The organism is bacterium, assembly GCA_016703265.1.
Taxonomy (GTDB): domain Bacteria; phylum Krumholzibacteriota; class Krumholzibacteriia; order LZORAL124-64-63; family LZORAL124-64-63; genus CAINDZ01.
Genome location: JADJCK010000006.1, coordinates 32123 through 55238, shown reverse-complemented (window position 1 = coordinate 55238; position 23116 = coordinate 32123). Strand labels below are relative to the sequence as shown.

Below are 23116 nucleotides of genomic sequence, written 5' to 3'. Positions count from 1 at the left end.
CCGGACACTGACGGCTCGGCGATTGCCTTGTCCTGTCGCTTGTTATAGGTTGGAGCGGCAAAGCCGGCCCCGTTTCTTCCTGCCCCGCGAGGAGTCGATCATGCCACTGATCCCGATGCGCGTCCTGCTCGACCACGCCGCTGAACACGACTACGGTGTGGGCGCCTTCAACGTGAACAGCATGGAGCAGATCCAGGCCATCATGATGGCTGCCGCCGAGACCAACAGCCCGGTCATCGTGCAGGCCAGCCGCGGGGCCCGATCGTTCACCAACGACAACTACCTGCGCCATCTCATGCTGGCCGCGTCCGAACTGAACCCGAAGATCCCCATCGCTATGCACCAGGACCACGGCAACAGCCCGGCCACGTGCTTCAGCGCCATCGACCAGGGCTTCACCTCGGTGATGATGGACGGCTCGCTGATGGAGGACGGCAAGTCGCCGGCCACCTACGAGTACAACGTCGAGGTGACGCGGCAGGTCGTGAAGCGCGCCCACTCGCTGGGCGTGACGGTGGAGGCCGAGATCGGCTGCCTGGGCGGCATCGAGGACGGGCACGGTGCCGGCCTGACCGGTGACGAGGCCCTGGCCCACCTGACCGACCCGGCCGAGGCCGAGCGCTTCGTCGCCGACACCGGCTGCGATGCGCTGGCCGTCGCCATCGGCACGAGCCACGGCGCCTACAAGTTCACGCGCAAGCCCGAGGGCGACGTGCTCAAGATGGACGTCATCGAGGATATCCATCGCCGCCTGCCGAACACGCACCTGGTGATGCACGGCTCGAGCAGCGTGCCGCGCGAACTGGTCGACATGATCAACAAGTACGGCGGCAAGCTCAAGGAGAGCTACGGCGTGCCTGTCGAGGCCATCCAGAAGGGCATCAAGCACGGCGTGCGCAAGATCAACGTCGACACCGACAACCGCCTGGCGATCACCGGCGCCATCCGCAAGGTCTTCGCCGAGACGCCCGAGAAGTTCGATCCCCGCGACTACATGAAGCCGGCGCGTGAAGCGATGGCGCAGGTCGTGAAGGAACGCATGATCGCCTTCGGGCAGGCCGGCTGGGCCGACAAGGTGCCCAACATCGGCCTCGACGAGATGGCGCGCCGTTACCGTTCGTAACACCTGGGAGGCGGGGATGTACGGGAAACTGGGAGAGGTCCTGCGGGGCGAACTGGATTCGTTGCGTGCGCAGGGCCTCTACAAGGAGGAGCGGGTGCTCGAAGGCCCGCAGGGCGCCGAGGTGACCGTCGGCGGCCGCACGGTGCTGAACTTCTGCGCGAACAACTACCTGGGACTGGCCTCGGATCCGCGCGTGACCGAAGCCGCGCGGCGCACGCTGTCCGAGTGGGGCTACGGTCTCAGCTCCGTGCGCTTCATCTGCGGCACGACCTCGCTGCACAAGCAGCTCGAACGGGAACTGAGCGACTTCCTCGGCACCGAGGACACGATCCTCTATGCGGCGTGCTTCGACGCCAACGGCGGCATCTTCGAGCCATTGCTGGACAAGGACAGCACGATCATCACCGACCAGCTCAACCATGCGTCGATCATCGACGGCGTGCGCCTGGCGAAGGCGCAGCGGTTGATCTACCAGCACGCGGACATGAACAGCCTGGAAGAGCAGTTGAAGGCCGCGCAGGCGGCGCCGTTCCGGCTGATCGTGACCGACGGCGTGTTCTCGATGGACGGCGACCTGGTGAAGCTGCCCGAGATCTGCGACCTGGCCGAGAAGTACGGTGCGCTGGTGATGGTGGATGACAGCCATGCCACCGGTTTCGTGGGGCCGACCGGCCGCGGGACCGCCGAGCGGTTCGGCTGCATCGGTCGTGTCGATATCGTCACGACCACGCTCGGCAAGGCGCTCGGCGGGGCGCTCGGCGGCTGCACCAGCGGGCGCGCCGAGGTCATCGAGTGGCTGCGCCAGAAGAGCCGCCCGTACCTGTTCAGCAACTCGTTGCCGATGATGATCTGCGGCGCGGCACTCGAGGTCCTGCGCATCCTGCGCGAGGACACGGGCCCGCTGCGTCAGCTCGAACGCAACCAGCAGCGCCTGCGTAGCGGCCTGCGCGAACTGGGCTTCGACGTCGATCCCGGCGAGCACCCGATCATCCCGGTGCACTTCAGGCGCCACCAGGACGACGCGATCATGGCCCAGGGCATGGCGAAAGACCTGCTGCAGCAGGGCATCTACTGCATCGGGTTCAGCTTTCCGGTCGTGCCGCGGGGGCAGGCGCGCATCCGCCTGCAGGCCTCGGCCGCGCATACCGATGCGCACGTGGACCGCTGCCTCGAGGCATTCGCGAACGTGGGCCGGCAGCGCGGCGCGATCTAGCTCCCGCCCGGGGACGCGACGCGGCGGCCGGAACGCTCGACAGGGGGATGGATCATGGCCAGCTTCACCTGGGCCCGCCGCCGGCGTGTCTGGATCCCGCTCGTTATCGTCGTGGTGGTGGCGCTCGCAGGCGTCTGGCTGGTGCCGGGCGATGCGGTGCGCAACCTGGTCAGCAGCCGCCTGCAGGCCGCTCTGGGCCGTCCCGTCACCATCGGTACGGTGCAGGCCAGGTTGCTGCCGTCGCCTCGCGTCGTGCTGCGCGACGTGCGCGTGGGGCCGGGCGGAGCCGGGCCGCTGCTCGAACTCGACATTGCCCGCCTTGAACTCTCGCTCGCGTTCGGCCCCCTGCTGAAGCGGCAGGTCGAAGTGACGACCCTGGCCATCGATGCCCCGCGCGTGCTGGTGCAGGTACCCGAGTCGGGCGCGAACGGCGGCGCTCGCGCGCCGGCAACGGCTGCGGGGTCGTCGCTGCGCGTCAACATCCGCAGCCTGACCATCACGAACGGTTCGGTGGCCGTGCGCCGCGCCGATGGCGCGCCGCTGCTCGAACTGGCGGGGTTGTCGGAGAAGCTCACGGCCAGCCTGGCGCCCGGCGGCGATATCGCGCTCAAGGGCCGCACCACCCTGGACACGCTGCGGTTCCACTCGCCGCAGGGCACGCTCGGCGAGGGCATGCGTCTGTCCTGGGACAAGGAGCTCACCTGGACGGCCGCGGGCAAGCGGCTCGGCATCACGGCCTCGACCCTCTCGCTCGGCGACCTGCCGGTCACGGTATCGGGCACGGTCGATGTGGCCGATGCGAAAGCGCCGGTGGCCGACCTCGCCTTCACCGGCGGCCCGACCCAGGTCTCGTCGCTGGTCGGCTTCCTGCCGCCGTTCCTGGCGCCGCGGATGGAAGGTGTCACATCGGCTGGCGAAATTGCCTTGGCCGGCACCGTCAAGGGCCGCCTGGCGGCTCCCGCGGCCAAGGGACAACCGCTGCCGTTCGCCTACGATGTGCAATTCGACCTGGCCGGCGGCCGGGTCACTGCGCCCGGCTTGCCGGCGCCGCTCTCCGGCATCGAGCTCCACCTGCGCGCGCATGACGACGTGGTCGACATCACGCGCTTCGCCGCCGCCACGGCGCGCAGCCGGGTCGACCTCGCGGGCACGATGAATTCGCTGCTCACCACGCCGCAGGTCGCCCTCAAGGTCACGGCCGACGTGGACCTGGCCGAGGCCATGGCCCTGCAGCCGCCGAAGCCCGGCCAGCCTGAGATGTCCGGTCGCGTCAGCGGCGTGTTCGACGTGAGCGGGCCGGTGCAGCCGCCGACCGCCCTCTCACTCGTGGGCGAGGGGCGCGTCCACGACCTGAAGATGTCCGGGCCGGCACTGCGACCGGCCATCGACCGCATCGATGGGCCGTTCCGCCTGCAGGGCCAGCGCCTGTTCGCCGACGGCGTCGTCTATCGGCAGGGCACGACCGACCTGACGATCACCGGCACGGTCGACAACTACCTGGCCCTGGTGCCGGAACTGAAGGTGGCGCCGCCGGCGGTGCTGGCGGCGAAGGTCGATGGCCGCCTGCTCGACGCCGACCAGTACGCGGCGCCTCCGGGTACGAAGAAGGAAGCAGCCGGCCCCGACAGCGGACTGGCGCGCATGGCCCTGTTGACCGGCCGGGCCGACGTCACGATGAAGCGCCTGCTCACGCGCGGACATGAACTGCAGGATGTGCAGGGCATCGTCGCACTGGACCGCGGGCGCCTGGACCTGCAGGGCGTTCGCGGCACGCTCTACGGCGGACGCGTCGACATGTCGGGCACCGTCAACCTGGCCGACCCCGCGCACGGGACCATGGATCTCGACGTGAAGCTGGCCGGCGTCCAGGCGCAGGAACTGAGTCGCCGCGCCGTGGCGATGAGTCGTTTCGCGCGACTGGGCGGGCTGGTCACCGGCCTGGTCGACGGGCAGGCGAAGCTGAAGGGCGCGCTCGACGACACGTTCGGCCTGGACCTGATGACGTTCACTACCAAGGGCCAGGTGGAGTTCCGCGAGGCGCGGCTCGCGGGCTCGCCGCTGCAGATGAAGCTGGCCGCGCTGCTGGCGGCGCCCCAACTCGAGTCGATCGCGGTCACGCAGTGGTTGCAGCCGTTCCGGATCGAGGACGGCAAGCTGTACGTGGACGGCCTGCGCCTGACGGCCGCCGGTATCGGCGTGAAGGCCGGGGGCTGGCAATCGCTCGACGGCACCGTGGCGCTGGGCGTGGAAATGACCGTGCCGCAGGCGCTCGCCGCGGGGCTGCGCGCGAAGCTCCCGTCGGCGGTGGCGGCGGTGCTGTTCGACGGCTCGGGTGCGCCCCTGGTCGTGCCGGTGGGCCTGACCGGCCGCTGGGAAGACCCGCAGGTGCAGCTCGACACCGACGCGATGGTGGGCGCGGCGCGCGACCGGGCCACGGCTGCCGTGGGGCGGCAGGTGGACCAGGCGAAGCAGCAGGTGACCGACAGGCTGGCCGAGGAAGCCGGCCGGGCTCTCGACCGCCTGACCGGCCAGAAGCCCGATTCCGCGGCCGCAGGGGCCGATTCGGCCGCCGCAGGGGCCGATTCAACCCAGGCGCCGGCCCTCCAGGACCAGGTCAAGTCGATCCTGAAGGGACTGCGCGGGGGCAAGGGGAAGTAGGCCCGGGAACCGGCGCCGCCACCCCGGCGGGGGACGGCGCCAACCGGACCGGGGAGGGCGGATTTGCGTTCCGGGGCGGCGCAGGCTATTTTCCCCGCGAGCCACGTCTGCCTGACCTGCATCCCGGCCAGTGCGGACGTGTTTTTTTGAGCGCCGCCGCCGACCCGACCTGGGCCGGCCGTGCGTGCGCCTGACCACCAGGGGGGCGGCCACCGGGCGGCCGCCGCGTAAAGGACAGACGGCATGATCACGGATCTGGGCAGGATCAGGAATATCGGCATCAGCGCCCACATCGATTCGGGCAAGACCACGCTGACCGAACGGATCCTCTTCTACACCGGGCGCATCCGGGCCATTCACGAGGTGAAGGGCAAGGACGGCGTCGGCGCCACCATGGACTCGATGGAGCTTGAGCGCGAGCGCGGGATCACGATCCAGAGCGCGGCGACGCACACCGAGTGGCTCGACCATCAGATCAACATCATCGACACCCCGGGGCACGTCGACTTCACCATCGAGGTGGAGCGCGCCCTCAAGGTGCTCGATGGCGCCATCCTGGTGCTGTGCTCGGTGGCCGGCGTGCAGAGCCAGTCGATCACCGTCGACCGGCAGATGCGCCGCTACAACGTGCCTCGCGTCGCCTTCGTGAACAAGTGTGACCGCGCCGGCGCCAACCCGGCCCGCGTGACCGAGCAGTTGCGCGAGAAGCTCAAGCACAACGCGGTCATGATGCAGATCCCGATCGGCCTCGAGGACAAGCTCGAGGGCGTGATCGACCTCGTGAAGATGCGCGCGTTCCGCTTCGAGGGCGAGAACGGCGAGCAGATCATCGAGGGCGAGATCCCGGCGTCCCTGAAGGTCGAGGCCGAGCTGCGCCGCGAGGTGATGCTCGACGCCGCCAGCATGTTCAGCGACGAGCTGATGGAGGCCCTGCTCGAGGGTACCGCCACCGAGGACATGATCCACACTGCAGTGCGCAACGGCGTGCTGTCGACGAAGCTCACGCCGGTGTTCATGGGCAGCGCCTACAAGAACAAGGGCGTGCAGCTGCTGCTGGACGCCGTGACGCGCTACCTGCCGGCGCCGACCGACATCGACAACACGGCCATCGAGGTGATGCGGGGCGGCGAGGAGCGCGAGTTCATCCTCAGCCACAGCCCGGAAGCAGGCCTGGTCGCGAACGCCTTCAAGCTGGAAGAGGGCCCGTACGGCCAGCTGACCTACGTGCGCGTCTACCAGGGTACGATTCGCCGCAGCGACGACATCTACAACAGCCGCACGGGCAAGAAGGTCAAGGTGGGCCGTCTGGGGCGCATGCACGCCAGCCAGATGGAGGAGATCACCGAGGCCTGCTCGGGCGACATCATCGCGCTGTTCGGCGTCGACTGCGCCAGCGGCGACACGTTCACGCACGGCGACCGCATCTCGCTGTCGAGCATGCACGTGCCCGAGCCGGTCGTGAGCCTGGCCATCGTGCCTTCGGACAACAAGGCCGCCAACGCCCTGAGCAAGGCGCTGCACCGCTTCACGCGCGAGGATCCGACGTTCCGCGCCCACGTGGACGACGAGACCGGCGACACGATCATCAGCGGCATGGGCGAGCTGCACCTCGAGGTGTACATCGAGCGCATCAAGCGCGAGTTCGGCGCCGGCGTCACGTCCGGCGCCCCGCAGGTGAAGTACCGCGAGACCATCACCTGCCCGGTCGACTTCGACTACACGCACAAGAAGCAGACCGGCGGCTCGGGCCAGTACGCCAAGATCCAGGGCACGCTCGAGCCCTCGGATGACGGGCAGTTCCACTTCGACAACAAGGTGATCGGCGGCAACATCCCGTCCGAGTACATCAGCGCCTGCGAAAAGGGCTTTGCCGGTTCGGTCGACCACGGCCAGTTCATCGGTGCACCGGTGCAGGGCCTGCGCGTGATCCTGCGCGACGGCGCCTCGCACGCGGTCGACTCCAGCGACATGGCCTTCCAGGTGGCCTGCCGCGCCGCGGTGCGCAAGTACTACAACCACGGCAAGCCGGTGGCGCTCGAGCCCCTGATGCTGGTGTCGCTCGAAGGCCCCACCGAGTACCAGGGCGAGATGATCAAGACGCTGATGCAGCGCCGCGGCGTCATCGTCGGCACGACCGAGGACGAGGGCTTCGTCCGCGTCGATGCCAACGTGCCTCTGGCCGAGATGTTCGGCTACGCGTCGGTGCTGCGCTCGGCGACGGCCGGCAAGGCCGAGTTCACGATGGAGTTCGCCCGCTACGCCCCGGCCCCGGCCGAGGTGACCGAGCAGCTGGTGAAGAAGTTCCAGGATAAGCGGGCCGAAGGCCACTAGAGAAGACGGTTCCGCAAGGACCGATGTTCCCGAAGCAGGGGACCCGGCGCGTCGCCGGGCGTCCCCGGGAAAAGACTGCCGCCGGCCTTCGCGCCGCGGCGCCATACGTCAGCGAGTGAGGACGACGATGCCCGAGAAGTCCATGATCGAACGCAGCCCGGTCCGCGTGTTCGACCGCGCCATCGGCGGCGGCCTCGGGGCCGGCAACATCGGGGTGGTCCTGTCGCGCAATGGCGGCGGCAAGACCGGGTTCCTGATCGGCCTGGCCATCGACAAGCTGCTGCAGGGCAAGCGCGTGCTCTACATCTCCACGAAGGAGTCGGTGGAGCACGTCAACGATTTCTTCGACCAGATCTTCCATGCCATGGCGGCGTCGCTGGCCATGGACGAACTTCCGCAGCGGCAGCTGCAGATGGAGCGCAATCGCCACATCCTCGTCTACAACCGCAAGTTCTTCAGCGTCGAGAAGCTCGAGAACTCGGTGACGTTCCTGACGGACACGACGGGCTTCACGCCCGACATGGTGGTCATGGACGGCACGCCGCGGTTCGAGAGCACCGAGCAGTGGGAGCTTGACGGCATCCGCAAGCTGGCGCGTCAGTGGAATGCCGAGGTCTGGACCAGCGGCCTGCTTCACCGTGAGGGCCAGGTGTTCGACGAGCGCGGCATCCCGCAGGAGATCGCGCGTTACGATGCCGACCTTGCCGTGGTCATCCGGCTGGCGACCGAGAACGGCCGCATCGGCCTGAAGGTCCTCAAGGAGCACGCCAGCACCGAGCCGGCCCAGGTCAGGATGGAACTGGACCCGGCGACCCTGCTGCTGCGCTGGCAGTGATGGACGCCCGGCTCGTGGCCGGGCGGCTGGCCGCGGTCCGCGAGCGGATCGGGGCGGCCTGTGGGCGCGCCGGACGTGACCGGGGCGCGGTGCGACTGGTGACGGTGACCAAGCAGGTGCCGCTGCCCCTGGTGCTGGCGGCCGTGCGCGCCGGCGCCGTCGACCTGGGCGAGAACAGGGTCCGCGAAGCGATGGCGCGCCAGGATGAACTGGCGCGCCTTCTCGCAGATGGCGGCGACGTGTCCGTGGCGCCGCGCTGGCACTTCATCGGTCACCTGCAGCGCAACAAGGCCGCGCGCGCAGCGGGACGCTTCGCGCTGCTGCACGGTGTCGATTCGGCGGAGTTGGCAGCGATCCTCGCCGAACGGGCGACCGCCGAAGGTCGTCGCGAGCCGGTCCTGCTCGAAGTGAACGTGTCCGGCGAACCGCAGAAGCACGGTGTCCGGCCGGAGGCGTTGCCGGAACTGCTCGACGCCGCGGCGGCGCTGCCGGGCATCGACCTGCTCGGATTCATGGGCATGGCAGCTTACGGCGTGGTTGAGGCGGACGCCCGGCGCGCGTTCGCCGGGCTGCGCGAACTGGCCGCCCGCGAGAGGGCGCGCACCGGACTGCTGCTGCCGGAGTTGAGCATGGGCATGAGCGGCGACTTCGAGGCGGCTGTGCTCGAAGGTGCCACCATCGTCCGCGTCGGCGGGGCCATCTTCGCCCCGGGCGAAGACTGACCGGCGGCGGCAAAGGCCGCGCCGCCCGGAAGGAACGTCATGGACATCGTCAGGCTCGGTCTCGCGCTCCTGCAGGTCTATACCTGGCTCATCCTGGGCCGGGTGATTCTCAGCTGGGTCAATCCCCAACCCCGTAACGAATTGCTGCTGTGGGTGATACGGCTGACCGAGCCCGTGCTCGGCCCCTTGCGCCGGCTCATCCCGATCCCCGGCATCGACCTCTCGCCGCTGGTGGCATGGCTCTTGATACAGCTCCTCATGAGATTGATCGCACAGGCCGGCGCCTGACCAGTTTCGTGCCGCCGCGCGTCGCCCTTTCGGCGCCGCCACGGCCCTGGTCGGTGGCTTCCGGCGGGACCCGGCCGGAGGACCAGTATCATGAGGATCACCCCCCTGGACGTGCGGAAGCAGGAGTTCGGCAAGTCGATGCGCGGTTTCGACTGTGACGAGGTCCGCGCCTTCCTCAACACGCTCGCGGACGAATACGAAGCGGTGCTTGTCGACAACAAGCAGATCCGCGAACGCACGCTCGATCTCGAGGACAAGCTGGGCGAGTACCAGCGCCTGGAGAAGAACCTGCGCGACACGCTGATGACGGCCGAGCGCCTGACGCAGGAGTCGCGCGAGTCGGCGGCCCGCGAAGGCGAGCTGATCATCCGCGATGCCGAGATGAAGGCCCGCGGCGTCCTGGAGGAGTGCCGGCTGCGCACCGAGGAGCTGCGTCGCGAGATCACCGGACTGCGCAAGGAGAAGGAGACCTACCTGGCGCGCTTCCGCTCGCTGGCCGAGGCCCAGATCCAGTTCATCGACACGCATCGCAGCGACTTCGAGGACCTCGACCGCCGCCTGACCGATATCGTCGATACGGTGGTCACGCGTACCGGCCCTTCGGCCCCGGCCGCCCAGCAGACTTGGAACAACCCGTACGTGCAGGCGCCGGCCGGCCCGGCTGCGGCCTACGCACCGCCGAGCGTGCCGACGGCGTCGGGCCCGATGGCTGCGCCCCCGGTGCAGTCAGCCCAGGCACCGACTGCGCATGCGACGTTCGCACCGCCGTCGGCCAACGACATCTGGCGCGACTACATTCCCGGGCGCACGGCCCAGGGCAACCCGGCGCCGGCGACCCCCCAGTTCCACCAGCCGGCGCAGGCACCGACGTACGGCCAGTCGACGCAGACCGCGGCCGCGCTGAACCCGGCCCCGGCCTACGAGCCGGAGGAGGACCTCAACGGGGTCATCGCCCACACGCTGGCCGAGGTGGGCGACCCGGTGCACGGTCCCGAGCCGCGGCCCGGCGCCCCCGAGGCCTGGCGTCCCGAGCCGGTGGTCACCGAGGTGACCAACATCTGAGCGCACAGTCCCTTGCGGCCTGCCGTGGACATGACCGGGGCGCCCCAGGCGCCCCGGTCGTTTTTCCTTTGTCGGCCTGCGGCAGCGTGCTAGTTTGTCTCGCCCGGCGGCCCGGCGGCAGCGGTGCCGTCCCGGAACGGCCTCCAAAGGAGCCATCTTGAGCGACTACTGGACACAGATCCAGGAAGCGGCCGCCTATATCCGGGCGCGCACCGACTTCCAGCCCGAGATCGGGTTGATCCTCGGCACCGGCCTGGGCGAGCTCGGCCATCGCATCGAGGCCGCCTGCGCCATGCCGTACGGCGACGTGCCCCATTTCCAGGAATCCACCGCCGAGAGCCATGCCGGACAACTGATCCTCGGCACGCTCGGCGGCCGCCGCGTCATGGCGATGCAGGGCCGCGTCCACTTCTACGAGGGCTACACCATGCGGCAGGTGGCCCTGCCGGTGCGCGTGATGAAGGCGCTCGGCTGCCGCGCACTGCTCATGAGCAACGCCGTCGGCGGCATGAACCCGCACCTGGCGCCCGGCGACATCACGGTCATCACCGATCACATCAACCTGATGGGCGACAATCCGCTCATCGGGCACAACGACGACCGGCTCGGACCGCGGTTCCCCGACATGTCCGCACCTTACGACCGGCGCTTCATCGAGTGCCTGGAGAAGGTGGCGCTGGCGGCGGGGCTCTCGCTCAAGCGCGCCGTCTACGTGGCGGTGGCGGGGCCGAACCTGGAGACCGCTGCCGAGTACCGGTTCCTGCGCGTGATCGGCGCCGACACCGTCGGCATGTCGAGCGTGCCCGAGTGCCTGGCGGCCGTCCACGGCGGGATGCGCGTGCTGGGGCTCTCGGTGATCACCGACGCCTGCTTCCCGGACGCGCTGAAGCCGGCCGATGTCAGCGAGATCATCCGTGTGGCCAACGAAGCCCAGCCGCGCCTCGAGGCGCTGGTGACGGGCTTCCTGGCCGCTGCCGAATTCTGAGCCCGGCGCCGGCTTCGGCCGGAATGGCCGCCGCGACGAACACGACAAAGTAGCCGAGGGGACGCAGCCAGAACATGTCCGCCCCAGATTCACAGCCGCGCGCGCCGCTGTATCCGGCCCTCGCCCGCAAGTTCCACGACGCCCAGTCGGAGGAACTCATCAGCGCGTTCTGGCGCCGCCACGACACGTTCCGTCGCAGTATCTCCGCACGCGAGGGTTGCCCCGACTGGGTGTTCTACGAGGGGCCGCCGACGGCCAACGGCATGCCGGGCGTCCACCACGTGATGGCCCGCCTGTGCAAGGACATCATGTGCCGGTACAAGACGATGACCGGCCACCGCGTCATCCGGAAGGCCGGCTGGGACACGCACGGGCTGCCGGTCGAGCGCAGCGTCGAGAAGACGCTCGGCATCCAGGGCGCGCAGGCCATCCTCGAGTACGGGCTCGAGCCGTTCAACGCGAAGTGCCGCGAGAGCGTCTGGACCTGCAAGGAGGTCTGGGACGAGTTCACCGAGCGTGTCGGCTACTGGGTCGACCTTGAGCACCCGTACATCACCTACGACAACGACTACATCGAATCGGTGTGGTGGATCCTCGGGCAGTTCCACGCCAAGGGCATGCTGTACCAGGGCCACAAGGTTGTGCCCTACTGCCCGGTCTGCGCAACGCCCCTGAGCAGCCACGAGATGGCCAACAGCTACCGCACGGTCTCGGACCCGAGCGTGTACGTGAAGCTGAAGGCAGCCGATGCCGACGAGTACTTCGTCACCTGGACGACGACGCCCTGGACGCTGCCCTCGAACGTGGCGCTGGCCGTGGGCCGCGAGTTCACCTACGTGCGTGCGCGCTTCCAGGGCCAGGTGCTGATCCTGGCCGAGGCGCGCCTGGGGGTGCTGCAGGCCCTCGGCGAGGTCGAGGTGCTGGGCACCTGCAAGGGCGCCGACCTGCTGGGCCGCCGTTACGAGCAGCTGCTGCCGTTCGTGGCGCCCGGCGACCGCAAGGCCTTCGTGGTCGTGGCGGCCGATTTCGTCACGCTCGACTCGGGTTCGGGCATCGTGCACATGGCGCCCGCGTTCGGCGAGGACGACTACCAGGTGGGGCTGCGCGAGGACCTCGCGTTCATGCGCCCGGTCGATGCGAACGGCAAGTTCACGGCCGAAGTGACGCCGTGGGCGGGTCTGTTCGTGAAGGCGGCCGACCGGAAGATCATCCGCCACCTGGCCGAGCAGGGTTCGCTGCTGCATGAAGAGACGTACACGCACGAGTACCCGTACCACGACCGTTGCGACAATCCGCTCATCTACCTGGCCACGCCGAGCTGGTTCATCCGCACCAGTGCGATGCGTGAACAGCTGGTGGAGGCGAACCGCACCATCACCTGGGCGCCGCCCGAGGTGGGCTCCGGCCGGTTCGGCAACTGGCTGAGCGGGGCCATCGACTGGAGCCTCAGTCGCAACCGGTTCTGGGGCACGCCGCTCAACATCTGGATCTGTGACTCCTGCGGCCACCAGCACCTGCCCTGCACGCGCGAGGAACTGGGACGGCTCACAGGGAAGGACCAGTCCGGGCTCGACCTGCATCGCCCGTTCGTGGACAGGCTCGAGTTCCCCTGCCCGCAATCGGGTTGTGGCGGCACCATGCGGCGCACGAGCGAAGTCATCGACTGCTGGTTCGATTCCGGCAGCATGCCGTTCGCGCAGTACCACTATCCGTTCGAGAACAAGGGGCTCTTCGAGAGCCAGTACCCGGCCGACTTCATCAGCGAGGGCATCGACCAGACGCGCGGCTGGTTCTACACCATGCTTGTCATCAGCACGTTCCTCACCGGCCGCAGCAGCTACAAGCGCTGCCTGGTGAACGAGCTGATCCTGGACAAGAAGGGCAAGAAGATGTCCAAGAGCATCGGCAATACCGTCGATCCCATGGCCATCATGCGTGAGGAGGGCGCCGACCCGCTGCGCTGGTACATGGTCAGCTGCAGCCCGGTCTGGATGCCGACGCGCTTCGATCGCGAGGGCGTCAAGGAGGCCCAGCGCAAGCTGCTGGCCACGCTCGAGAACACCTACGCGTTCTTCTCTATGTACGCGAACCTCGACGACTTCCGGCCCGCGGAAGGGCCCGTGGCGACGACCGACCGGCTGGACCGCTGGATCCTCAGTCGCCTGCAGAGCGTCACGGCGTCGGTGCGCGACGATCTCGAGGCGCTGCACCTGAGCCGCGCCGCGAAGACCCTGGGCGCCTTCGTGCTCGACGATGTGAGCAACTGGTACGTGCGCCTGAGCCGCCGCCGGTTCTGGAAGGGTGACGGCACCGGCGCCGCCGACGCGGCCGACAAGCAGGCCGCGTTCTCCACTCTCTACGCTGTTCTCGACGCCACCCTGCGCCTGCTGGCCCCGTTCGTGCCGTTCGCCAGCGAGGAGATCTACCGCGGCCTGAAGGCGCCGCTCGATGCGGAGGCCTCGGTACACCTGGCCGATTTCCCGGCCGTCGAGCCGGGCCTGGTCGATCGCGCGCTCGAGGACGCGATGGCCGTGGCCCAGGTCGTGGTGGGTCTGGGCCGCAGCGTGCGCCAGGATGCCGCACTCAAGACGCGGCAGCCGCTGGGCCGCCTGCTCCTGCACAGCGACGACGGGCGGGCCGCGGCGCTGCTGGCCGACCCGCTGCTGAGCGGATACGTCTGCGACGAACTGAACGTCAAGGAGCTGGGCCTGGTCGCCGACCCGCGCGAAGTCGTGCTGCTGTCGGCCAAGGCCAACTTCCGGGCCCTGGGCCCGCGTTTCGGCAAGCAGGCGCCGGCAGCCGCGACCGCCATCGCGGCGATGACTCCGGCCCAGATCATGGGCCTGCGCGCCCAGGGCAGCGTCACCCTGCCGGTGGAGGCCGCGGAGGCCGAGTTCGGGTTCGAAGAGGTCCAGGTCGTGGAACTGGGCGTGCCCCCGTTCGTGGCCACGGCCGCGGCGGGGCTCACTGTGGCCCTCGATACGACGCTGACCGACGAGTTGCGGGCCGAGGGGCTGTGCCGGGAGATCATCAACAAGGTGCAGAACCTGCGGAAGACCAGCGGTCTGGCAGTGTCCGACCGCATCGAGCTGTCCGTCACGGGCCCGGCGCCCGTGCTGGCGGCCGTGGCCCGGTTCGCCGCGCGCATCGCCGCCGATACGCTTGCAGTGACCGTTGCCTCTACGAGGGATTTGCCTTATAAAGAAGCGTTCCAACTCGACGAGAACGAGATCGGCATCGCCTTGGACAGGGTGTAAGGCCGCTGGACAGGGTGTCAGGCCACTCGGGAGGAAGGCCCATGCGCAAGACTGATCTTCAGCGATTCCGCAAGCTGCTGCTCGACGAGAAGGAGCGCGTCATGCAGTCGCTGGCCCAGCACGAGAAGGTCATCAAGCACACCGATCTGTCCGGTCTCGAGACGGGCAAGGCCCACTCGAACCACATGGCTGACCAGGGCTCCGATGAGTTCCTCTACGAGACGACCATCAAGTTCGCCAATGCCGAGGGCCGCTATCTCTACAGCATCGAAGAGGCGCTGAGTCGCATCGAGGACGGCACCTACGGCCGCTGCCTCGGGTGCAGCAAGATGATCGCGCCCGAACGGCTGAAGCGACTGCCGTACACGCGCCTCTGCATCGAGTGCAAGGAGAAGGAAGAGGCGGAGGACGCCTGATGCCGCAGCGCCTGTGGCGGCCCTGGTTCTGGGCGCCGCTTGTCCTGGTCGTGGACTTCGTCAGCAAGCGCCTGGTCCTGGCCAACGAGGACGCACTGCGCGGCCGTATCGAGGTGATCGGCGAATTCGCCCGCTTCATCTACGTGCGCAATCCCGGGTCGGCCATGGGGCTGTTTCCGGTGGGCCGCTGGGTCCTGGTGGGTGTCAGCGCGGCCGCTGCCGGCTTTCTCGTCTATCTTTACGCCACGAGCCGGCCGCGCCGGTCCGTGCGCCTGGCGGCCATGGCTGCCATCCTCGGCGGTGCGCTCGGCAACCTCATCGATCGCGTCTTCTACAAGGGGCTGGTGGTCGACTTCATCGACCTCGGCATCGGCGCGCATCGCTTCTATACCTTCAACGTGGCCGACATCGGGGTCAGTCTGGGCGGTCTCGTGCTTTTCCTCAGCCTTCTGCGTGAAGACAGGGCCGGGCGACCGGAGGCCGCCGTGCCGACGGGCGCGGACGCCGCTGCCGCCGATGCGGCCCCATCCGACGTGGTATCCGCCGAGGCATCCGCCGAGGCCGGCCCGGCCGGCGGCGGACCGGCCCGCGATGTCTGAGCCCGGATCACCCATCCGCTCCTTCACGGTCGAAGAGGGCGACGAAGGCACACGCCTGGACGTGTTCCTGGCAGCCGGTTGCCCTGACCTGTCGCGCAGCCGCGTGCGCGTCGATCTGGACCAGCCGGGCGCCGTGCTCGTCGACGGTCGGCCGCGTCCGGCCTCGTTCCGGCTGCATGCCGGCCAGCGCGTCGAGTTCCGCTCCGCCGAGCGCGCCGCGTTGAACGCCGAGCCGCAGGCCATCGACCTGGACGTTGTCTGGGAGGACGCGCACCTCATCGTGATCAACAAGCCGGTGGGCTTGGTGGTGCACCCGGCGGTGGGCCATCCCGACGGCACCCTGGTCAACGCGCTGCTGCACCGGCAGGGGCCCTTCACGGCGGGGGGCAACCCCCTGCGGCCGGGCATCGTACACCGGCTCGACCGCGACACCAGCGGCCTGCTTGTGGCCGCCCTCGACGATCAAGCGCACCGGCGCCTCGCCGCCCAGTTGGCGGACCGGCGGATGGGGCGCGTCTACCTGGCGCTCAGCTGGGGACGTTGGGCGCAGGATGAGGGCGATCTCGACGGCCCTGTGGCCCGCGATCCGAAACGGCGCCAGCGCATGGCGGTGGTGGGCGGGGGACGCCAGGCCCTCACACGCTACCGCGTGCTGGAGGACTACGGGTTCGCCCAGTACTGCCGGGTCGAACTGGCGACCGGACGCACGCACCAGATCCGCGTGCATTTCAGCCACGGCGGGCATCCGGTGGTGGGCGATGCCCTGTACGGCGACGACGGACGCGCCCGTGGGGTGCACGGACCGGATCGCCGACCGGCCGAGCAGCTGGTGAAGCTGGTTCACCGCCAGATGCTGCACGCGGCCGAACTGCACTTCCGGCATCCGGTGACCGACGAGGGGATGTCGTTCACGGCGCCGGCGCCGGGCGATTTCGCCGCTGCACTGGCCCTGCTGAGGGCCGGTTCGGGCGAGGGCAAGGGCCAAGGCTGAAATCTGGACAGGGCTGCCCGGGTGCCCTATCCTGTGACGGTCGTCTGCGGTTCCCGAAGGGGTTGGGCCGCAGCGCAAACCAGAGCAAGGCGGTTGCGGCCGTTGAAGATCAGGGAACGCAAGCGTGACGGGGTGGCCATCCTCGAGATGAGCGGGAAGCTCATGGGTGGTCCCGACGCCGACGCTTTCGACGAGACGCTCAAGACCCTCATCCACGAGGGTTGCCGGAACGTCGTCGTCAACATGGACAAGGTCAGCTGGGTCAACAGCACCGGGCTGGGCATCCTGATCTCCGGCTACACCACCCTCAAGAAGAGCGGCGGGGAACTGAAGCTGCTGAAGGTTTCCGACCGCATCGAGAACATCTTCATCGTGTCCAAGCTCTATACGGTCTTCGCTTCGTTCCAGGACGAGGACGAGGCCGTCCGGAGCTTCTCGTGAGGCGCGGGACGGGCGGACTGTCATGAGCACCCGCGTCGAGCTGCGGCTTCCCAGCCGCATGGAGTATCTCGGTGTGCCGGACGTCGTGCTGCTTGAGATCGGCGGTGAGCTGGGCTGCGGCAAGCGCCGTCTCGAGGAACTCGGCACGGCGATCATCGAGGCCTGCACCAACGCCATGGAGCACGGCAACCACCTGGCCGAGGAACTGTTCATCGAGATCTGGTTCGAGCTCGACGACGAGAACATCACGGTGACTGTCCTGGACCAGGGCCCGGGCTTCGACCACGCGGGCTGGATCCCGAGCGAGGACCTGATGCGCCAGCGCGGGCGCGGCATCCTCATCATGCGCGAATTCACCGACCATCTCGAGTTCAGCCGCCACGCGGACGGGCGGTTCCTCACCCGCCTGGTCAAGAAGATCGGCCCGGACGACGGGCAAGAGTGACCCAGTGCCCGTGTACCTGGGCATCGACCACGGCGCACGCCGCGTCGGGATCGCCGTCAGCGATCCGGACGCGGCGTTCGCCTTCGCCCTGGAGACACATGTCGAGGGACGCGACGGTTCAGTGCTCGCAAGGCTCGCTGAACTGGTGCGCGACCGCGAGGTGGCGGCCGTGATCGTCGGATTGCCGCTGACCGCCGACGGGCGCGAGGGCGAGTCGGCCGTGCGGGCGCGCCGGTTCGCCGAACGGCTGGCGCCGGCCCTGCCGGTGCCCGTCGAACTGTGGGACGAGCGCTACACGAGCCAGGAGGCCGACCGCTTCCTGCCGCCGCGCCGCGGGCGCGACAAGGGTGAACGCGATGCCGTGGCCGCGGAACTGATCCTCCAGGGCTGGCTCGACCGTCGTACCGCTCTGGTCAAGGCAGCCGACCGGCGCGAACCGGGAGACGACGCGTGAAGCGCCTGTTCATCATCGCCGGACTGGGGCTCCTGCTGCTGGCCGCCGGGCTCGGGTGGTCGTGGTCGCAGTGGACCCAGCGCTGGCCGGTAGGGCCGCACTACGTGGTGCAGCGGGTGCGCGTGCCGACGGGCATGTCTGCGAGCACGCTTGCCGACACGCTTGCTGCGCGCGGGCTGCTGCGCCATCGCACGGTGATGCTCGTGGGAGCCCGCCTGACCGGCCAGGGCCATCGCCTGCAGGCCGGGTTGTTCGAGGTACCGCCCGGCCTGCCGGTGCGCGAACTGGTGACGCTGTTCACGAAGCCGGGCCTGCCGCCTGCGCGCGTGACCATTCCCGAGGGACTCGACGCCGGGCAGACGGCGCGCCTGCTCGCGGGCGAACTCGGCTTCAGCACCACGGCATTCCTCGACGCCGCCAACCGCGCCACGGGCGCCGCCTGGAAAGAGCGTGGGGGGACGGCTGCCGCGCGCGCCATCGCGCGCCTGGACAGCGTGCTGGTGCGCGAGGCGGTGCGCGCCGGCCGCGTCTTCCACCGCTGTGAAGGCTACCTGGCGCCCGATACCTATTTCTTCGCGGAGGACACGCCGGCCGAGGCGGCGGCCGAACGGCTGGTGGGTGTGCAGTTCGCGCGGCTCGACTCGGTGCTGGCAGGCCCACGTTCGCCGGCCGCTGCGGGCCTGACGCCGCACCAGTTGCTGACGCTCGCCTCGATCATCGAGGCCGAGACCAGCCGGCCCCAGGAGCGCGCCCGTGTGAGCGCCGTCTACCTCAACCGGATCCGGCTGGACTGGAACCTCGCTGCCGATCCGACGGTGGCCTTCGCGCTGCGGAAAAAGGGGCAGAGGCTGCTGTTCCGCGACCTCGAAAGCGACTCGGCGTGGAACACCTACCGCCTGCCCGGCCTGCCGCCGGGGCCCATCGGCGGCCCGGGCATGGCTTCGCTGCGCGCTGCGGCGCAGCCGGATCCGGCGTGCCGCGCCCTGTTCTTCGTCGCCGACGGCCAGGGTGGCCACGTCTTCTCGTTGACGGCGGCCGAGCATGAAGCGGCGGCCCGGCGTTACCACGCGCGGCGCGATGCCGAGGCCGCCGGTCATCGTCGCTGACGGCCGGCGGGAACTGCCGCGCGGCGGCGCCGTTGACGGGCCCGCGGCGGGCGCACTATCTTGGTTCATTGCCTTGGCTCATCGCTCCGGCTCCCGTGCCGGGACAACGGATCGTGAAAGGAACATCGATGGCCATCCTTCGCAGGTTCTGGTTGCTGTGGACGGCGCTGGGCGCGATCGGCGCCGGCTTCCTGCTGCTCGGGGCCGGCAGCCTGTCGCTCGGGCCGCTGCTCCTGGTGGGGGGCTATTGCGTGCTGCTTCCGTTCTTCCTGTGGCGCTCGTTCCGCCGGAGCGTCGGTTAGCCGAGGCATCGGTCAGCCGAGGCATCGGTCAGCCGAGGCATCGGTCAGCCGAGGACTGCCGCACTGAGCTCCACCTGCCCGGGACCCCGGGACCGGCGCGTCGATCGTGGGCGAATAGTTCAGCTGGTTAGAACGCCTGCTTTACACGCAGGAAGTCACAGGTTCGAATCCTGTTTCGCCCACCACCCAACCCTCCCGCGAGCGTTCCCCGGACATTCGCGAGGCCGTTTGTCGCGATTCGACAGGCCCCGTCACCGGGGACCGTTCCGCCACCCCGTCCGAACCATTCTTATGTTATTCAATTTCAATTAGTTGCACAGGAACGACGGCGCGGGACAAAAAAAGCACGGCCCAGGGCAGAATTTTCCCGTGTTTCGTCAATTTTCCATAGTAGAGCGGAAAATATTCGCTTGCGCGCCTTGAGCCTCCGTGGTACTCTCATCTCGTCAAGTGATGGACGCGTGAGTGGGAAGGAGAGTTCAACGCAGTTGTCAATGAGTGCGCCTGGGCTAGCCACCCTCGCAGGATCATGCCTTATTTGGAGGTGTCCTAATGGTTCTTAGGAAACTCACAGGAGTCTTCTCGATCGCTCTGGTCATCGCCGCGGCGTCTGCCATGGCCGGTGTGCCGGATCTTCAGCTCTCGACGGCCAGCACCGCAGCCGGCGTGGGTGTGACCCCGGTCATGTACAACCTGCCGAACGGCCTTGGCACGACCTTTGCCAATGCCCGCTCGACCGGTGGTGTCGTGAACGCGACGATCACCCTGACGGTTCTCGATGGCGGCGGCGTTCCCGTTGCCAACTTCTCGGCCAACGACATGTGGCTGGAGAAGGAAATCGTCGCCAGCACGGGCAACTTCCTTGCCTGCACCGGCGGCACGACGGCTGACCTGAACACCAACGCGTCCGGTGTCACGACCTGGGCCGCTCCGCTGCGTGCGGGTGGCTGGTCGACGTCCAAGACGCTCGTCGTCATCAACGGTGCGGCTCTGACGAGCAACACCGGCCTGGTGCTCCAGCACAACAGTGCTGACATCAATGGTGATGGCAATGCCAACCTGTCCGACATTCCGCTGTTCGTGGCCGACTTCTACGGCGCCTACTCGTTCCGCTCGGACCTGCTGTTCGATGGTATCGTGAATCTGAGCGATATCCCTCGCGTGGCGTCCGGTGTCGGCGCGGTTTGCCCGTAAGCCGGTTTGGATGAGGCAACGGAACCGCTGCCTGTTACGAAAGCAACTGGATTGATTGGCCCTGCTGATGCAGGCGGCAGGGCCAGACGTTAAGATCGCCCGTTGATCTGAAGCACAGCGGTCTTGTTCGACACAACTCCTGCGTTTGAGGAGACAACTACAATGAAGAAGTTGGTAGCTCTGCTGCTCGTCAGCATGATGGCGTCGGTGGCCTTCGCCGGCCTCGATCCCGACACCGATTCGTTCGGCGTCTACTTCGACACCGCCGGCATGACGAACTGCGCCCCCGTGGGCATGTTCGTGCCGACGAACGTCTACCTGCTGCTGAGCAATCCCGCGGGCCCGACGAACGGCTTCGAGTGCACGCTCACGCCGGTCGGCGTTCCCTACTTCATCCTGTCGACGAACCTCGGACCCAACGCGCTGGACGTTGACGGCTCGGCCAACGGCTTCGCCGTGGGCGCTGCCGCCAACTACCCGGTCGTGGGTGGTCAGATCGTCCTGGCGACGCTGCAGGTCATGCTGCAGGGCGCGGGCGAGCTGGCGTTCTACATCACGGACGCGACCGCGCCTTCGATGACTGGCGAGCTGCCGGTTGTCACCGGCGACGGCACGCTCCGTCGTTGCGGCGTTGCCTCGGGCAGCGTCACGATCCCGGTTGGTGGCGCGAACCTGGCCACTTGCCCGGTCGGTGTGGAAGTCGACAGCTTCGGTGGCGTGAAGAGCCTGTTCCGCTAGGACGGGTTTGGATCGGCGACTCCGGTCGCCAGGAAGCCCGGCCGGGAAACCGGCCGGGCTTTCGTTTGCGTTCCGGTCAGGAGCGCCGCCCGGACGTAGATTTGCCGCCCCCTGGATACATCGAGGCATGCCCTTGACAGGTTCGGCGGCCGTGCGGATATTCACGCGGTGACGCCGGGGGTCGCCCTCGGCCCGGCGTCGTCGGCGGAAGGCTGCGGAAACCCGGCAAGGATGCAAAAACTCCCCTTGTCGCACCAGTTACGGCTTGGTATGTTGCGCCGGTGCGAGTTCGCCCGGGCTTGGCCTGCGGCCTGTGACGGGGTTGGGCTGGACCGGCACGTTACGTGCTCGACGGGCCTGCGAGGTGGGTGCGGAGGAGCCGTGCCCGCAGGGGCCCTGTAGAGTTGGATGCGATTTCCGAGAAAGGGGAATCCGAACATGAAGAAACTGCTCTTTGCTGTTTGCGCTCTTGCGGCGATTTCGATGCTGGCTCCCAGCGACGGTTTCGCGCAGTTTGAGAACCGGATCGGCCTGTACACCACTGAAACCGCGTCGTTCGCCCACCTGAATACCCAGGCGCCTTTCGCGCCCTTCAACATGTACCTTCTGGCCATCAATCCGCTCAATTCGGACGGCTCTCCGGCGACCTTCGTGGACGGCTTCGAATGCCGGCTGAGCGTGACGGGTCCTGCGTACTTCAGCCTCTCGCAGACGCTGCCGCCCAATTCGCTCGATGTCGACGGCGACCCCCTCGGTTTCGCCGTGGGCATGGCCGCCCCCGCCGCGGTCACGAATGGCATCGTGGTCCTGATGACGTGGAACGTGATGCTGCAGGCCGCGATCGACGACACCGGGTGCCCCGACAACTGCGTGAACCACTGGAAGGTCTTCCTGGGCCCGGCCACCGCGCCTTCGGTCCCCGGCGGCTTCATGGCCCTCAATGTGCCGAACAGCCCGGTGCTGCTGGTCCCGCAATCGCCTTCGTCCGGAGCCAACGATGTTCCGGTGTTCACGATCGGTGAGACCGGTGTCGCCACCGAGACCAGTGCGTTTGGCGCCGTGAAGGCCCTGTTCCGCTAGTTCGACACGGAAATATTGCCCCAGGCAGCTGGCCGCCCCCGGCAACGGGGGCGGCCGCTTATTTGGCGCCGAGGCCGTTGCCGACGGGTACAGTGGCGCGAGCGCGCGTGCTATTGACCAAGCGACGGATCGCATCTATACTCTCAGGTATGCCCGCCGGGCCAAGCCCGCCCCTGATCGACAGTTCTGTCTGCAAACCCAGGAGACCCGCATGGGCCGTGCTCCGAGATGCCTCGTGACAGGGCGCAGCTTTACTGTTTGCAGCCTTCTGTCGAAGGACGCCGTTGAACGCAGTTTTCGGCGTTGGATCGTTCCCGTGGCCGTGGTTCTGCTCTCGGTGGGCGGCCCTGGCGGGGCGCTGGCCGCCGGTGCGGCGACGCCCGTGCCGATGGCCTCGGGCGTGCCCGGCCGCGTCCAGGTGACCGCCAGCACGGCCCAGGGACTCACCCTGGCCGTCGCCGGCCTGGAAGCCCGCTGGGACCAGGCCTATCTCGGCCCGGACGGCCAGCCGCGCTGGGCCCTGTCCATCGACGGTTTCACCAGCGGTGGCGCCCCCGGCAGCCCGCGCGTGCCGACCAGCGGCTCCTGGCTCGTGGTGCCGCCCGGCATGCGCCCGCAATTGCGGGTGCTGGCCGAGTCCTGGCAGCCGGCCGACGGCCGCCAGCTGGCGTTCGAGACGATGCCGGTCGAGGTGCCGGGCTCCGGGAACCAGCCGGCCACGCTGCGCGAACTGCTCGTGGAGCCGGACGGCGTGCTGCCGCCGGGGGCGTCGATCCTGCCCGAACTGGCCGCGGCCCGGCACGGACATGCGGGGCCGGCCGTCGTCATCGACGAACCGGTCTGGTGGCGCGGGCGGCGCGTGGCGGCCTGCCGCAT

22 protein-coding genes and 1 tRNA gene are annotated in these 23116 nt (G+C 68.5%); 22 read left to right on the top strand and 1 reads right to left on the bottom strand.

Annotation, left to right across the window (positions count from 1 at the left end; genetic code table 11):
- Positions 1-100 precede the first annotated feature (100 nt).
- From IPG61_12060 to IPG61_11955, 22 genes are all read left to right on the top strand, one after another.
- A complete protein-coding gene (locus IPG61_12060) occupies positions 101-1123 on the top strand; it encodes a fructose-bisphosphate aldolase class II (GenBank protein MBK6734795.1) in 1023 nt (340 codons plus the stop codon).
- 16 nt (positions 1124-1139) lie between these two features.
- Positions 1140-2336 (top strand): glycine C-acetyltransferase, encoded by a 1197-nt coding sequence (kbl, locus tag IPG61_12055; protein ID MBK6734794.1) that lies wholly within the window; start codon positions 1140-1142, stop codon positions 2334-2336.
- Between the two features lie 54 nt (positions 2337-2390).
- Positions 2391-4994, top strand: a complete 2604-nt coding sequence (locus IPG61_12050; protein ID MBK6734793.1) for an AsmA family protein — start codon at positions 2391-2393, stop codon at positions 4992-4994.
- Positions 4995-5237: 243 nt separating this feature from the next.
- A complete protein-coding gene (locus IPG61_12045) occupies positions 5238-7325 on the top strand; it encodes an elongation factor G (GenBank protein ID MBK6734792.1) in 2088 nt (695 codons plus the stop codon).
- A gap of 127 nt (positions 7326-7452) precedes the next feature.
- Positions 7453-8160: a hypothetical protein gene (locus tag IPG61_12040; GenBank protein ID MBK6734791.1), complete on the top strand. Its 708-nt coding sequence runs from the start codon at positions 7453-7455 to the stop codon at positions 8158-8160.
- A complete protein-coding gene (locus IPG61_12035; GenBank protein MBK6734790.1) occupies positions 8160-8882 on the top strand; it encodes a YggS family pyridoxal phosphate-dependent enzyme in 723 nt (240 codons plus the stop codon). Before IPG61_12040 ends, IPG61_12035 begins: the two co-directional genes overlap by 1 nt.
- Positions 8883-8921: 39 nt before the next feature.
- Positions 8922-9170: a YggT family protein gene (locus IPG61_12030; protein MBK6734789.1), complete on the top strand. Its 249-nt coding sequence runs from the start codon at positions 8922-8924 to the stop codon at positions 9168-9170.
- Between the two features lie 90 nt (positions 9171-9260).
- On the top strand, positions 9261-10232 hold the full coding sequence (locus IPG61_12025) for a DivIVA domain-containing protein (GenBank protein MBK6734788.1): 972 nt from the start codon (positions 9261-9263) through the stop codon (positions 10230-10232).
- Between the two features lie 157 nt (positions 10233-10389).
- Entirely contained in the window at positions 10390-11217 is an 828-nt protein-coding gene (locus IPG61_12020) for a purine-nucleoside phosphorylase (protein ID MBK6734787.1), read from the top strand.
- A gap of 74 nt (positions 11218-11291) precedes the next feature.
- Complete coding sequence (locus tag IPG61_12015) at positions 11292-14474, top strand: isoleucine--tRNA ligase (GenBank protein MBK6734786.1); 3183 nt, start codon at positions 11292-11294, stop codon at positions 14472-14474.
- Positions 14475-14515: 41 nt separating this feature from the next.
- Positions 14516-14890 (top strand): TraR/DksA C4-type zinc finger protein, encoded by a 375-nt coding sequence (locus tag IPG61_12010; protein MBK6734785.1) that lies wholly within the window; start codon positions 14516-14518, stop codon positions 14888-14890.
- A complete protein-coding gene (gene lspA, locus IPG61_12005) occupies positions 14890-15489 on the top strand; it encodes a signal peptidase II (protein MBK6734784.1) in 600 nt (199 codons plus the stop codon). The genes IPG61_12010 and lspA overlap by 1 nt, the downstream gene beginning before the upstream one ends.
- Positions 15482-16480, top strand: a complete 999-nt coding sequence (locus tag IPG61_12000; GenBank protein MBK6734783.1) for an RluA family pseudouridine synthase — start codon at positions 15482-15484, stop codon at positions 16478-16480. Before lspA ends, IPG61_12000 begins: the two co-directional genes overlap by 8 nt.
- Positions 16481-16582: 102 nt before the next feature.
- Complete coding sequence (locus IPG61_11995; protein ID MBK6734782.1) at positions 16583-16921, top strand: STAS domain-containing protein; 339 nt, start codon at positions 16583-16585, stop codon at positions 16919-16921.
- 22 nt (positions 16922-16943) lie between these two features.
- Positions 16944-17366 (top strand): ATP-binding protein, encoded by a 423-nt coding sequence (locus IPG61_11990; protein ID MBK6734781.1) that lies wholly within the window; start codon positions 16944-16946, stop codon positions 17364-17366.
- A 10-nt stretch (positions 17367-17376) separates the two neighbouring features.
- Positions 17377-17820, top strand: coding sequence for a Holliday junction resolvase RuvX (gene ruvX, locus IPG61_11985; GenBank protein MBK6734780.1), 444 nt, complete (start codon positions 17377-17379; stop codon positions 17818-17820).
- Positions 17817-18926 carry an endolytic transglycosylase MltG gene (gene mltG, locus IPG61_11980; protein MBK6734779.1) on the top strand — a complete coding sequence of 370 codons (1110 nt, stop codon included), beginning with the start codon at positions 17817-17819 and terminating at the stop codon, positions 18924-18926. The genes ruvX and mltG overlap by 4 nt, the downstream gene beginning before the upstream one ends.
- A gap of 128 nt (positions 18927-19054) precedes the next feature.
- A complete protein-coding gene (locus IPG61_11975) occupies positions 19055-19228 on the top strand; it encodes a hypothetical protein (protein ID MBK6734778.1) in 174 nt (57 codons plus the stop codon).
- A gap of 108 nt (positions 19229-19336) precedes the next feature.
- Positions 19337-19413: transfer RNA gene (locus IPG61_11970), tRNA-Val, on the top strand.
- 430 nt (positions 19414-19843) lie between these two features.
- The gene (locus IPG61_11965; GenBank protein ID MBK6734777.1) at positions 19844-20422 is read left to right on the top strand and encodes a hypothetical protein; all 579 of its coding nucleotides are present in this window, start codon (positions 19844-19846) and stop codon (positions 20420-20422) included.
- A 162-nt stretch (positions 20423-20584) separates the two neighbouring features.
- Positions 20585-21160: a hypothetical protein gene (locus IPG61_11960; protein MBK6734776.1), complete on the top strand. Its 576-nt coding sequence runs from the start codon at positions 20585-20587 to the stop codon at positions 21158-21160.
- Between the two features lie 438 nt (positions 21161-21598).
- A complete protein-coding gene (locus tag IPG61_11955; protein MBK6734775.1) occupies positions 21599-22240 on the top strand; it encodes a hypothetical protein in 642 nt (213 codons plus the stop codon).
- 486 nt (positions 22241-22726) lie between these two features.
- Here the strand turns inward: IPG61_11955 and IPG61_11950 are convergent, their stop codons facing one another.
- Positions 22727-23116, bottom strand: a complete 390-nt coding sequence (locus IPG61_11950; GenBank protein ID MBK6734774.1) for a hypothetical protein — start codon at positions 23114-23116, stop codon at positions 22727-22729.